The organism is Enterobacter sp. BIDMC 27 (genome assembly GCF_000534415.1).
Lineage (GTDB): Bacteria > Pseudomonadota > Gammaproteobacteria > Enterobacterales > Enterobacteriaceae > Enterobacter > Enterobacter hormaechei_C.
On sequence record NZ_KI973178.1, the window covers coordinates 636,915 to 650,012 of the forward strand.

Sequence of the window (13,098 nt, forward strand, 5' to 3'; positions counted from 1 at the left end):
CTCTAATGGCACTCAACGGATAGCGTGGCGATACCGGGGGCCATATGAGCTTTCCCCAGTCTGAAAGGTGTCTGGCATTGCTGCTGCTCCCCGTCCTGATACCAGCTGACGCGCAGGGTGCCGCGCTCTGGTACCCCGCTCAGGTAGGCCTGACCGCCGTCAGCGACCATGCTTCGGTTTGCAGAATGGCGGTTCTGCTCCACCACTTCAGCCTGCGCGCCAAACGGCAACGGTTCGCCGTGGTAGCGCAGGGAAAACAGAACGCGATAACCAATGTGGGTTTTGTAATTGGCCAGCACCACCGCGCCGCTGGTGGGAATGAGCGTCAGACCGCTCTGCTCAACGTCGACGTTCTCACCCAGCGTCGCCGTATCAAGGCTGACGGTATTTTTGCGATACGCCGAGAGCGTTGGCATGACCGCATAGCCGCGGCTGTCGGTATGGATCCCGTTGTAGCCCTCCGGCTCAACGTTCGCCGCGCCGGGCACGCGTAGCAGGGCGACGGTATCGCCCAGCGGCTGGCTAAGCGTGACGCCATACTGCGTGGCGATAACGCCTCCGGCGAGTCCGAGGCTCGCGTTGCTACCGCTTCGGCTGTGGTCATAACCGAGGCTGACGTTGCCGTAGCCACCGTTGTATTGCAGCGCCAGGCTGGTACTGCCGGCTTGTCCCTCGCTGGCCTTACTCTGCTGAACGCTGTAATTAAGGTTGCGATTCGCCAGCGCACTGCCGTTGAGTGACACCTGCTGCGTGGTCATCCCACGATTGTTGTGGTTGATGAAGTAACTGACCGAGCTGTCCGGTAACCAGTGACCAAGCGGAACATTGACGTTAAACGACACGGTACGATCGGGATGCTGCTCAAGCGCTGAGTCGGTGTAGTCATACCCCGCGCCCCAGGTAATGCCTCGCCAGCTGGTGTACCAGCCAATGTGGATGGTTTTATCCTGCCCGGACGTATGCCAGTAATCCTGCATCCATGCCGAGACGCTGAGGCTGCCGAACTGACCCAGCGTCTGTGAGAAGGTGACCTGCGAGCGGCTACGGCGATTATTGAGTTGCAGCTGTTGGCTGTCAGACTGATTCAGTTCACTGAATTCATAGTAATTGCGCGAGGCATAGCGATAACTCGCCAGGTTGAAGGCGGTGCCGGTAGCGCTGAAATCTTTCTGATACTGAATACGCCACGCCTGCCCCATCGCGCTTTTGCCATTGGGTAAACGGCTTTTTGCCAGCGTATCGTCAATGCCCAGCGAGCCAAATGCGCCAAACCCTCTGCCTACGCCAATTGCACCGGCCTGATAGTTGCTCGCCGTACGAAAACCGCCATACACCGTCATCCTGGAGAGCAGACCGTAGAAGAAAGCGCCTTCAACAAACTCAGGTGAACGCGCATCGCCGGAGCCGGAGTGAAATCGTCCGGCGTTGAGGCTGTATTTCAGGCTGCCCAGGCGTCGCATAAACGGCACCGCAGAATAGGGTTGGGTAAAGACGCGCGTTGAGCCGTCACTTTCCGTGACCGTCACCTGTAGATCGCCACTTTGTGCGCCGGGGAACAGATCGTTAATGATAAATGGCCCGGCGGCCACCCAGGTTTCATAGATCACATAGCCATTTTGCGAAACGGAGACTTTAGCGAAGCTGTGTGCGACGCCGCGGATGGTTGGTGCGAAGCCGCGCTGGCTGTCGGGCAACATGCTTTCGCTTGATGTGAGCTGTACCCCGCGAAACGCCACGCTATCGAAGACGTCGCCTGCGGTCCAGGCATCGCCGATCCGTAGCTGGCTGTTAAGACGGCGAATATCCCGGGTCAGCCAGCTACTTTGCGACTGAAAATGGTCGCCGCCCGCGTCGCTGTGGCTCCAGGCGGAGGTGTTGCGCAACCGCCACGCCCCCAGATTGATACCGTTACGCAGGCTCAGATAGCTGGATGTCGTGACGCCACGCTGATGATGTGCCTGGCCGCCCGACAGACTGTAATCAGTAAATGCCGCCGGGATACCATCGTCCCACTGCGACTGCGGCACGTAGCCACGGCTGCGGTGTTTCATCGCCGCCTGCGGCAGGCTGAGAAAGAGACGCTGCTGGTTGAAATCATAGGAGGTTCGCGCTGCCGGAATGAAATCCGCGAGGTGCGTGAACGTTTCTCCCTCCCGCAACCGTGAGAATGCAGGAATGGCCCTGACATTCACCCCAAGCGCTTCCAGCAGCGATACGCTAAAAACGGGTTGCAGGCTGCCTTTCTCATTGACGAAGGTGATCTCCTGATGCCGCTCCTCGCGTCCGTTAATCTCCAGCGTCACGAGCCAGGTGCCTGGCATCTGCCCGCCCTTTTCAGAGAAATAGTGCAGATCCGCCGTTTTCTGTTCGGTAGAGGAAAGCTCCAGCGCGGCGGGATCAAAGTAATCCTCGGCCATCCCCGCGCGGCTGAAGCTAAGCAGCAACACCGAAAGCGGCGCGTAACGAAACAGGCGAAAAGACATGGTCTTAAAGAGGCTGGGTGTGGGTGGCGGTGATGGCACCAAAATCATTAATAGCCGACCAGCTTACGCCCCCGGAGGCGGACACAGGCCATTCGCGGATTTCCCCTGGACCGATCATGCCCGGCTGCTCAATTTTATGCCCGCCAACGGACAGTCGATAAAAAGAGACGTAGTATGGCGTCGGGTTGGCGGCCTTAAGCCCTTTTCCCGTCCGCGAAAACGTTATTTTCTGCCAGGCAGTGGCAGCGTCCCCTTTAAGGTTGTCCGGGCGGTAGAAAATTTTAAATTTCGATTTAACGTTAACTTGTAATTCGTTGCTGCTCTCTTTTGGCTTTGGCGCAATCGCTTTAATATCGAGCCAGAATACAGATTCACGATCTGTGGGCAGCGGAGCGCCGGTATATTGAATACGCAGCGTGTTGGTCTGCTCCGGATCAAGTCTGAACAGAGGTGGTGTAACAATAAATGGCGCAGCGTTATTTTTATCCTGCCCATCACCTTCAACCCACGACTGAATAAGATAGGGAACCGCACTTTCCATATTAGAAACAGAAAATGCCACCTCCTTGCTGTGTTGTGGGTATACGATCCGTGTTCCCCCCATTACAACGCCAGCGGAAACTGACGCAGAACTAACCATTAATGCAGTGAGCATAATATACGATAAACGTTTCATCATTATTATCTCTGGAGGTGGCTGAGAGTGAAATCAGTTATAAACCATCAGGAAGTTGGAAACGGCATTGACGTCGCCCGCGTTAATTTCCGACCCGTCTTTGTCGAGAGAGGCATAAAACGTTAATTCAGCATTGCCTTCAGCATCCGGTGCGGTTGTTTCAGATACCGTACCCGGTTTAATCGCGGTGCTGCGATCGCTGTTATAAAGCTTCACGCCGACGCCCGTCGCCATACCTTCGCCTGGGGTAACCTGTAGAAGTGTGTCATTCACCGTATCTTTGGTTCCGTCAAACAGTACCGCAACCGATTCAACCGTCTCCGGGCAGTTCTCTACGTTGATTTTGAACTCACGCGGCGTCGTTTCGCTGTGATCGTCGAAGTAGCTTTTCGCCCACGCGCCGAGGTCTACCGTTTTGCTTTTTGACGCAGGGGTAATATCACAGGAAATAAGAGTGATTTTCCCGGTAAAGTTGATCACGCCGCCTGTACTCTGCGAGCCAGCGCCTGTATCCAGGGAAGCATTAACGCCAGAATCACTGCTTGCCAGTACTGATTGAGAAGATAACAGCAGCCCCGCCGCGGCAATCGCCAGCGCCACATTTTTGATTTTCATTTGGAACACTTTCCCCTCTGTAAATTAAACAGATATAGACTTGTTGTACCAGGTACAATAACCGCTATAAGGATTTAAAAACGCCACCAAAAGGGTTTTAGCAGAATGGGTGACGCGACCTTATAGAATAAAGCAGGGTCCATCCCATGGTGATAATCCGTATATTTTCAGAAGGCCATACACAGATATCCTGCAACTGAGGAAATGACTTCTGGCCGAAAATAACACTGAATACGTTGTGGTTAGTAATAAATTTAATGTCTTCTGTAACGTTGCTTCTGAATAAATAGTAAATCATATGCCTTTTAGCGTCTACGTATTGAAAAGCAGTACGCCGCGTCTGTAAACACTCTGGAATTAACACTCAGCTAACAAATTTAACCCCTTTCGATTGCCCTGATAATTATTAATTTGCTTTTAATACCGTAACTAAATTACAAGAGAGCCAACTGATCATTGTTTGATCAATTTATTTCAGAATATTATTAGCCAAAAAATGTCACTTCAGCAAAAAAATCTTGCCCTTTATCCTGAAAAATCACGGTTAAACAGGATATTTCTTTATCGATCAGCAATTGATCGTTTGTAATACACTGTTAAAATCTATATGTGAAATTTACCTTAATTAAAATTTTTTGCTACAGCTTAGATTTCGCATTTTTAACCAAAAAAAATTTTATTTATAGGAAATAAATCACTCTGCTCACATATATACAGCTTTTCAAAAACACAAATAAAGCAAACAAACCTCATTCAATTCACGTAATATTATCACCTCCCCATTTTATTCAACATCTTTTACGCGTCGTATCTGCTCAAAAACGAATGTAATGCTCTCCACCTGACTACCGCTCCCAACGCACACGGTGAGTTAATTTTGCGGGTTTGGTCCTACCAATCATGCGTAAAGCTATCCATCGTTCACATTTTTGATGCTCCACTTCACAAAACCATTGCCGAATAGCAACACCTGGTTAACCATTTATTGCCATTAACCCTACATCACAATATTGGATGGACCACTTTTACACTAAGTGTGACGCTGAGATGAGCAGAGACTCACCCGACGAACACCTTTGTGGTCCTCAGGAGACCTGCATGAGCCTCTGGCAACAAAACTACGATCCGGCCGGGAATATCTGGCTGTCGAGCCTGATCGCATCGCTACCGATCCTGTTCTTCTTCTTTGCGCTAATTAAGCTCAAGCTGAAGGGCTACCTTGCCGCAACGTACACCGTTGCCATCGCCCTGCTGGTGGCGCTGTTCTTCTATAAAATGCCGGTCGATCGCGCGCTGGCCTCCGTGGTGTATGGTTTCTTCTACGGCCTGTGGCCGATTGCGTGGATCATCATCGCCGCCGTCTTTGTCTACAAAATCTCGGTCAAAACCGGGCAGTTCGATATTATTCGCTCGTCGATTCTCTCTATTACACCGGACCAGCGTTTACAGATGCTGATTGTCGGTTTCTCCTTCGGGGCGTTCCTTGAAGGGGCGGCAGGATTTGGCGCGCCGGTGGCGATCACCGCCGCTCTGCTGGTCGGGCTGGGCTTTAACCCGCTGTATGCCGCTGGCCTGTGCCTGATTGTGAACACCGCCCCGGTGGCGTTTGGCGCGATGGGCATTCCGATTCTGGTGGCGGGCCAGGTGACCGGGCTGGACAGCTTCGAGATCGGCCAGATGGTGGGTCGCCAGCTGCCGTTCCTGACCATTATCGTGCTGTTCTGGATCATGGCGATTATGGACGGCTGGCGCGGCGTGAAGGAGACCTGGCCTGCGGTGATTGTAGCGGGCGGTTCGTTCGCCATTGCCCAGTATCTCAGCTCCAACTTCCTCGGCCCGGAACTGCCGGACATCATCTCTTCCCTGGTGTCGCTGGTCTGTCTGACGCTGTTCCTGAAACGCTGGCAGCCGGTACGTATCTTCCGCTTTGCTGACATGGGCGCATCGCACGTGGATCAGACGCTGGCGCGCACCGGCTATACCGCCGGACAGATTGTGCGCGCATGGTCACCGTTCCTGTTCCTGACCGCCACCGTGACGCTGTGGAGCATTCCGCCTTTTAAAGCCCTGTTCGCCCCGGGCGGCGCGCTGTACGACATGGTGATTAATATCTCCGTGCCGTTCCTCGACAAAATGGTCGCCCGTATGCCGCCGGTGGTGCACGACGCCACGCCATATGCGGCAGTGTTTAAGTTCGACTGGTTCTCAGCCACCGGCACGGCCATCCTGTTTGCCGCTATCCTTTCCGTAGTGTGGCTGCGCATGAAGCCTGCCGCCGCGGTGCAGACCTTTGCGGCGACGATAAAAGAGCTGATGCTGCCGATTTACTCCATCGGCATGGTGCTGGCGTTCGCGTTTATTTCGAACTACTCCGGCCTGTCGTCGACGCTGGCGTTAGCGCTGGCGCATACCGGCCACGCGTTTACCTTCTTCTCGCCGTTCCTCGGCTGGCTGGGGGTGTTCCTGACCGGTTCAGATACGTCATCTAACGCCCTGTTTGCCGCCCTACAGGCCACGGCCGCGCAGCAGATTGGCGTCTCGGACGTGCTGCTGGTCGCCGCGAACACCACCGGCGGCGTGACCGGGAAGATGATCTCGCCGCAGTCCATCGCCATTGCCTGTGCCGCGGTGGGGCTGGTAGGCAAAGAGTCGGATCTGTTCCGCTTTACCGTTAAACACAGCCTGATATTTACCTGCATGGTGGGCGTGATCACCACATTGCAGGCCTATGTCTTAACCTGGATGATTCCATGATAGTGATGCCCAGACGCCTGTCCGACGAGATTGCCACTCGCGTACGGGCGCTGATAGAAGAACAACAGCTGGAAGCGGGCATGAGATTGCCCGCCGAGCGTCAGCTTGCCGCTCAGCTTGGCGTGTCGCGCAACTCACTGCGCGAGGCGCTGGCGACGCTGGTTAGTGAAGGGGTGCTGCTGAGCCGTCGCGGCGGCGGCACCTTCGTGCGCTGGCAGCATGACGACTGGTCCGAACAAAACATCGTGCAGCCGCTGAAGACGCTGATGGAAAACGACCCGGACTACAGCTTCGACATCCTCGAAGCGCGTCACGCCATCGAAACCAGCACCGCGTGGCACGCGGCGATGCGGGCAACCGACGCCGACAAAGAGAAGCTCAAAGCCTGTTTTGAGGCCACGCAAAGCAGCGACCCGGACATCGCCTCCCAGGCGGACGTGCGGTTCCATCTGGCGATTGCCGAGGCCTCGCACAACGTGGTACTGCTGCAAACCATGCGCGGGTTCTTCGACCTGCTGCAATCCTCCGTGAAGCAGAGCCGCCAGCGCATGTATCTGGTCCCGCCGGTGTTTGCTCAGCTGACCGAACAGCACGAGGCGGTGCTCAACGCCATTCTGGCCGCTGATGCCGAGGCTGCGCGCAAGGCGATGATGGCGCATCTCGGCTTCGTGCATACCACCATTAAACGATTCGATGAAGATCAGGCCCGACAGGCGCGTATTACCCGTCTGCCTGGCGAGAGTGATATTTCCAGGGAGAACAAAGCATGATTATTTCAGCAGCCAGTGATTATCGCGCCGCGGCGCAGCGCATTTTGCCCCCGTTCCTGTTCCACTACATTGACGGCGGGGCGTATGCCGAATACACCCTGCGCCGCAACGTGGAAGACCTGTCGGAGGTGGCCCTGCGCCAGCGCGTGCTGAAGAATATGTCTGACCTGAGCCTTGAGACGAAGCTGTTTAACGAAACGCTCTCCATGCCGGTAGCGCTCGCACCTGTCGGTTTATGCGGCATGTATGCCCGTCGCGGTGAAGTGCAGGCCGCCGCCGCCGCAGATGCCAAAGGCATTCCGTTTACCCTTTCCACCGTGTCCGTCTGCCCGATTGAAGAAGTCGCCCCAACTATCAAGCGCCCGATGTGGTTCCAGCTGTACGTCCTGCGCGATCGCGGTTTTATGCGCAACGCACTGGAGCGCGCCAAAGCGGCGGGCTGCTCAACGCTGGTCTTTACCGTCGACATGCCGACCCCCGGCGCGCGCTACCGCGACGCCCACTCCGGCATGAGCGGCCCTAACGCGGCCCTGCGCCGTTACTGGCAGGCGGTGACGCACCCGCAGTGGGCGTGGGATGTGGGCGTGAACGGCCGTCCGCACGATCTGGGCAATATTTCGGCCTACCTGGGTAAACCGACCGGGCTGGAGGATTACATCGGCTGGCTGGCGAACAATTTCGATCCGTCGATCTCATGGAAAGACCTGGAGTGGATCCGCGAATTCTGGGACGGCCCGATGGTGATCAAAGGGATCCTCGACCCGGAAGATGCCCGCGACGCGGTACGTTTTGGCGCCGATGGGATCGTGGTCTCTAACCATGGTGGCCGCCAGCTTGACGGGGTGCTCTCCTCCGCCCGCGCCCTGCCGGCCATTGCCGATGCGGTGAAAGGCGATATTGCGATCCTGGCCGACAGCGGCATCCGTAACGGGCTGGACGTGGTGCGCATGATCGCCCTGGGCGCGGACAGCGTGCTGCTGGGCCGTGCTTACCTGTACGCGCTGGCCACCAGCGGCCAGGCGGGCGTGGCGAATCTGCTGAACCTGATCGAGAAAGAGATGAAGGTGGCGATGACGCTGACCGGTGCGAAAACAATCGGTGAAATCAGCAAAGACTCTCTGGTGCAGGAGCTCAGTAAGCTGCCTGCGGCGCTGGCCCCTCTTTCTCAGGGAAACGCGGCCTGATCTCCCCCGGTTAGCCTTCCCTTCTTCCGCGCCCGACTTCCCCCTCGGGCGCTTTTTTTGTTGAAAATAACACCTGCGTAACATTCTGGATAAGAAAATTTGACACACCCCGCCTCTCCGCAATTGTATAGACAAGCAAATACAAGAACACAAAAACAACATCACATCGGAGGGGAACGTATGGCGTATTCAGGTAAGGTGGATATTCAGCAGGTGATCGATGAAAGTCCTTTTTCAGGGTTTCACTGGCTTCTTATTGTGCTGGGCTTTCTGGTGCTGGCGATTGATGGGTTTGATACCGCAGCGATGGGTTACATTGCGCCTACGCTGTCGACAGAGTGGGGAATACATAAACAGGATCTGGGGCCGGTGCTGAGTGCGGCGCTGCTGGGGCTGTCGCTGGGAGCCCTGATTGCAGGTCCGGTATCGGACCGGATGGGACGCAAGCGCGTACTGGTCTTTTCATGCCTGTTCTTCGGCCTGGCGAGCCTGGGCACGGCCTGGGCACGGCCTGGGCGCAAAGTCTGAATACCCTGACGCTGTGGCGCTTTCTGACGGGCCTGGGCCTCGGCGCTGCCATGCCTAACGCCATCACGCTGATCTCCGAGTTTGCCCCCCAGCGCTGCCGCGCCATGGTAATTAACACCATGTACTGCGGCTTTCCGCTGGGTGCGGCGGGCGGCGGGGCGATCTCGTCCTGGCTTATCCCTCACCACGGCTGGCGAAGCGTGCTGTTGACCGGCGCGATTGCGCCGCTGATTTTAACGGTGCTGCTGGCGCTGCTGTTGCCGGAGTCGGTGAAGTTTCTGGTGCAGCGCGGGAAAGACGTCGCCCAGGTTCGCCGCATCGCCAGCCGGTTCGCCCGCAGCACGCTGGATAGCGTCACGGGCTTTTTCCTCGCGGAGGAGAAAGTCGCGTCGAAAAAAGGCAGCGTGTCGCAGCTGTTTTCCATGCCCTGGCTGCCCGGCACCCTGATGCTGTGGGTCACCTATTTTATGGGGCTGGTGATTTATTACGTCCTGCTGAGCTGGATGCCAACGCTGATGCAGGGGATGGGATATGCGCTGACGGAATCCGCCTGGCTTACCTCGCTGTTCACCTTCGGCGGCACCGCTGGCATTTTGCTCGCGGGCTGGATGATGGATCGCTGGGAAGCGCACAAGGTGGTCGCGTGTGGTTTCGTGCTGACGATGGGCCTGATTCTTTTACTCGGCATTGAGCATAACCATATCGCCCTGTTTGGCGGGTTAATTTTCCTGATGGGGATCGCGATGAACGGCGCGCAGTCGGGCATGCAGACCCTGGCCGCCACCTTTTACCCTACCGAGTGCCGAGCGACGGGTATCGCCTGGATGCAGGGGATCGGCCGCTTCGGCGGCGTGGCGGGCACCATGACCAGCGCCCAGCTTCTTTCCATGCAGTGGCAGGCGGACAGTATTTTAATGATCCTCAGCGTACCTGCTCTCGTGGCTGCGGCGGCAACCGTCTACAAAATGCTGTATAGCCGCGCGCAGGAGCCGGGCGTCGCCTAGTCCCTCTCTTTTCTGCTATTCTGCCCCCGCAATTAAGGGGGCAGCATGCTTAACATCGTCTTATTCGAACCAGAAATTCCGCCGAACACCGGCAATATTATCCGCCTGTGCGCCAACACCGGTTTTCGTCTGCACATTATTGAGCCGATGGGCTTTACGTGGGACGACAAACGTCTGCGCCGCGCGGGGCTGGACTACCATGAGTTTACCGCCGTCGTTCGTCATCACGATTACGCCGCGTTTCTGGGATCCGAAAAACCACAGCGCATGTTCGCCCTGACCACCAAAGGTACGCCAGCGCACAGCGCCGTAAGCTATCAGGACGGGGATTATCTGATGTTTGGTCCGGAAACCCGCGGCCTGCCGGCCACCATTCTGGATGCCCTGCCCGCTGAGCAGAAAATTCGTATTCCGATGATGCCGGACAGCCGCAGCATGAACCTGTCGAATGCGGTGTCGGTGGTGGTGTATGAGGCGTGGCGCCAGCTGGGTTATCCCGGCGCGATATTGCGTAGCTAAAACAGTTCGGGTGGCTTACGCCACCCGATTCGTCGTGTTTAGCCTGCTACCGCGATACGTTTCATATCGGTCATGTAGCCACGCAGTTTCTGGCCCACTTTCTCGATTTCGTGGCTGCGAATCGCTTCGTTGACGTCACGCAGCTGCGCGTTATCAACCGCTCCTTCCGCAATCGCCTGGCCCAGATCGCCCGCTTGCAGGGTGGTCATGAACTCTTTCAGCAGCGGTACGCAGGCGTAAGAGAACAGGTAGTTACCGTACTCGGCAGTATCGGAGATCACCACGTTCATCTCATACAGACGTTTACGGGCGATGGTGTTTGCGATCAGCGGCAGCTCGTGCAGCGATTCGTAGTACGCAGATTCTTCAATGATGCCCGAATCCACCATGGTTTCGAACGCCAGCTCAACGCCCGCTTTCACCATCGCGATCATCAGGACGCCTTTATCGAAGTACTCCTGCTCGGTGATCTTGCCGTCATACTGTGGTGCGGTTTCGAACGCGGTTTTACCGGTCTCTTCGCGCCAGGTCAGCAGTTTCTTATCGTCATTCGCCCAGTCCGCCATCATGCCGGAAGAGAACTCGCCGGAGATAATGTCGTCCATGTGTTTCTGGAACAGCGGTGCCATGATGGTTTTCAGCTGTTCAGACAGCGCGTAAGCACGCAGTTTTGCCGGGTTGGACAGACGGTCCATCATCAGCGTAATGCCGCCCTGCTTCAGCGCTTCGGTGATGGTTTCCCAGCCGAACTGAATCAGTTTTTCCGCGTATGCCGGATCGGTGCCTTCTTCCACCAGCTTGTCGAAGCACAGCAGAGAGCCGGCCTGGAGCATGCCGCACAGGATGGTCTGCTCGCCCATCAGGTCAGATTTCACTTCCGCAACGAAGGAAGATTCCAGCACGCCCGCACGATGGCCGCCAGTGGCCGCAGCCCAGGCTTTGGCAATCGCCATGCCTTCGCCTTTCGGATCGTTTTCCGGGTGAACGGCGATCAGCGTCGGTACGCCGAAGCCACGTTTGTACTCTTCGCGCACTTCGGTGCCCGGGCACTTCGGTGCCACCATCACCACGGTGATGTCTTTACGGATCTGCTCGCCCACTTCAACGATGTTGAAGCCGTGGGAGTAACCCAGCGCGGCGCCGTCTTTCATCAGCGGCTGTACGGAACGCACAACGTCAGAGTGCTGCTTGTCCGGCGTCAGGTTAACCACCAGATCCGCCTGCGGGATCAGCTCTTCGTAGGTGCCCACTTTGAAGCCGTTTTCGGTCGCTTTACGCCAGGAAGCACGCTTTTCGGCAATCGCTTCTTTACGCAGGGCGTAGGAGATATCCAGCCCGGAGTCACGCATGTTCAGGCCCTGGTTCAGACCCTGTGCGCCACAGCCGACAATGACCACTTTTTTACCCTGAAGGTAGCTCGCGCCATCAGCAAATTCATCGCGCGCCATGAAGCGGCATTTGCCCAGCTGCGCCAGCTGCTGGCGCAAGTTCAGTGTATTAAAGTAGTTAGCCATGGGTGATACCTCGTGATGTTGTGTGTCTTATTGTTCGGTTCGCGTTTCAGCGAGAATGTACCCACATTACAACAGGAAATTTATTGCGGAAATTGATATATTCACAACGTCACATTGCAATTTATGCAATGTAAAAAGAGGGAGTGGAATCGGTGGATTTACGCGATCTGAAAATGTTCCTGCACCTGGCGGAAAGCCGTCACTTTGGCCGTAGCGCCCGGGCGATGCACGTCAGCCCCTCCACGCTGTCGCGCCAGATCCAGCGCCTTGAGGAAGACCTCGGCCAGCCGCTGTTCGTGCGCGATAACCGCACCGTCACCCTCACGGAAGCAGGTGAAGAGCTGCGCATCTTTGCTCAGCAGACGTTATTACAGTATCAGCAGCTGCGGCACACCATCGACCAGCAGGGGCCGTCGCTTTCCGGCGAGCTGCATATTTTCTGTTCCGTGACTGCTGCCTACAGCCATCTTCCCCCCATTCTCGACCGCTTCCGCGCGGAACATCCGTCGGTTGAAATTAAGCTCACCACCGGCGATGCCGCCGACGCGATGGAAAAAGTGGTGACGGGCGAAGCGGATCTCGCCATTGCCGGGAAACCCGAAACGCTGCCGGGGGCGGTGGCGTTCTCGATGCTGGAGAATCTGGCGGTAGTGCTGATTGCCCCGGCGCTGCCCTGCCCGGTGCGCAACCAGGTTTCGGTGGAGAAACCGGACTGGTCCACGGTGCCGTTTATCATGGCCGATCAGGGGCCGGTGCGCCGCCGCATTGAGCTGTGGTTCCGCCGCCAGAAGATCAGTAACCCGTCGATTTACGCCACGGTCGGCGGCCATGAGGCGATGGTATCGATGGTGGCGCTCGGCTGCGGCGTAGCGCTGCTACCGGAAGTGGTGCTGGAAAACAGCCCAGAGCCGGTGCGCAATCGCGTGATGATACTGGAGCGCAGCGACGAGAAAACGCCGTTCGAGCTCGGCGTGTGCGCACAAAAAAAGCGGCTGCATGAGCCGCTTATTGATGCGTTCTGGACGATATTGCCGAACCACTAAAGCCGGGT

General features: G+C 56.6%; 9 protein-coding genes and 1 pseudogene. 6 read left to right on the plus strand and 4 right to left on the minus strand.

Features of this window, described 5'->3' with window-relative positions; translation table 11 throughout:
* Positions 1-2 precede the first annotated feature (2 nt).
* Genes L463_RS19420 through L463_RS19410 form a run of 3 tightly spaced genes read right to left on the minus strand, consistent with a single transcriptional unit; the run spans position 3 to position 3,774 of the window.
* Positions 3-2,483 carry a fimbria/pilus outer membrane usher protein gene (locus L463_RS19420; RefSeq protein WP_032103929.1) on the minus strand — a complete coding sequence of 827 codons (2,481 nt, stop codon included), beginning with the start codon at positions 2,481-2,483 and terminating at the stop codon, positions 3-5.
* Between the two features lie 4 nt (positions 2,484-2,487).
* The gene (locus L463_RS19415) at positions 2,488-3,162 is read right to left on the minus strand and encodes a fimbrial biogenesis chaperone (RefSeq protein ID WP_023295610.1); all 675 of its coding nucleotides are present in this window, start codon (positions 3,160-3,162) and stop codon (positions 2,488-2,490) included.
* Positions 3,163-3,192: 30 nt separating this feature from the next.
* Positions 3,193-3,774 carry a fimbrial protein gene (locus L463_RS19410; protein WP_015572771.1) on the minus strand — a complete coding sequence of 194 codons (582 nt, stop codon included), beginning with the start codon at positions 3,772-3,774 and terminating at the stop codon, positions 3,193-3,195.
* A gap of 1,098 nt (positions 3,775-4,872) precedes the next feature.
* Here L463_RS19410 and lldP point away from each other — a divergent pair.
* From lldP to trmL, 5 genes and pseudogenes are all read left to right on the plus strand, one after another.
* Positions 4,873-6,528, plus strand: coding sequence for an L-lactate permease (lldP, locus tag L463_RS19405; protein WP_023295612.1), 1,656 nt, complete (start codon positions 4,873-4,875; stop codon positions 6,526-6,528).
* The gene (gene lldR / locus L463_RS19400; protein ID WP_023295613.1) at positions 6,525-7,298 is read left to right on the plus strand and encodes a transcriptional regulator LldR; all 774 of its coding nucleotides are present in this window, start codon (positions 6,525-6,527) and stop codon (positions 7,296-7,298) included. The genes lldP and lldR overlap by 4 nt, the downstream gene beginning before the upstream one ends.
* Positions 7,295-8,482: an FMN-dependent L-lactate dehydrogenase LldD gene (lldD, locus tag L463_RS19395; protein ID WP_015572772.1), complete on the plus strand. Its 1,188-nt coding sequence runs from the start codon at positions 7,295-7,297 to the stop codon at positions 8,480-8,482. The genes lldR and lldD overlap by 4 nt, the downstream gene beginning before the upstream one ends.
* Before the next feature lie 180 nt (positions 8,483-8,662).
* Positions 8,663-10,014 (plus strand): annotated as a pseudogene (locus tag L463_RS0122555) (MFS transporter).
* A gap of 45 nt (positions 10,015-10,059) precedes the next feature.
* On the plus strand, positions 10,060-10,533 hold the full coding sequence (trmL, locus tag L463_RS19390; RefSeq protein ID WP_003860178.1) for a tRNA (uridine(34)/cytosine(34)/5-carboxymethylaminomethyluridine(34)-2'-O)-methyltransferase TrmL: 474 nt from the start codon (positions 10,060-10,062) through the stop codon (positions 10,531-10,533).
* Positions 10,534-10,571: 38 nt separating this feature from the next.
* Here trmL and ilvC read toward each other — a convergent pair whose 3' ends face one another.
* Positions 10,572-12,047 carry a ketol-acid reductoisomerase gene (gene ilvC, locus L463_RS19385; RefSeq protein ID WP_023295615.1) on the minus strand — a complete coding sequence of 492 codons (1,476 nt, stop codon included), beginning with the start codon at positions 12,045-12,047 and terminating at the stop codon, positions 10,572-10,574.
* Between the two features lie 152 nt (positions 12,048-12,199).
* On the opposite strand from ilvC, the gene ilvY reads away from it, so the two are divergent.
* Positions 12,200-13,090, plus strand: coding sequence for an HTH-type transcriptional activator IlvY (ilvY, locus tag L463_RS19380; RefSeq protein ID WP_017693777.1), 891 nt, complete (start codon positions 12,200-12,202; stop codon positions 13,088-13,090).
* The last annotated feature ends 8 nt before the right edge of the window (positions 13,091-13,098 follow it).

Bases quoted from the DNA above. Each gene is read 5' to 3' on its own strand.
- L463_RS19420 (WP_032103929.1), bottom strand. From the start codon at position 2,483: ATGTCTTTTCGCCTGTTTCGTTACGCGCCGCTTTCGGTGTTGCTGCTT.
- L463_RS19415 (WP_023295610.1), bottom strand. From the start codon at position 3,162: ATGATGAAACGTTTATCGTATATTATGCTCACTGCATTAATGGTTAGT.
- L463_RS19410 (WP_015572771.1), bottom strand. From the start codon at position 3,774: ATGAAAATCAAAAATGTGGCGCTGGCGATTGCCGCGGCGGGGCTGCTG.
- lldP (WP_023295612.1), top strand. From the start codon at position 4,873: ATGAGCCTCTGGCAACAAAACTACGATCCGGCCGGGAATATCTGGCTG.
- lldR (WP_023295613.1), top strand. From the start codon at position 6,525: ATGATAGTGATGCCCAGACGCCTGTCCGACGAGATTGCCACTCGCGTA.
- lldD (WP_015572772.1), top strand. From the start codon at position 7,295: ATGATTATTTCAGCAGCCAGTGATTATCGCGCCGCGGCGCAGCGCATT.
- trmL (WP_003860178.1), top strand. From the start codon at position 10,060: ATGCTTAACATCGTCTTATTCGAACCAGAAATTCCGCCGAACACCGGC.
- ilvC (WP_023295615.1), bottom strand. From the start codon at position 12,047: ATGGCTAACTACTTTAATACACTGAACTTGCGCCAGCAGCTGGCGCAG.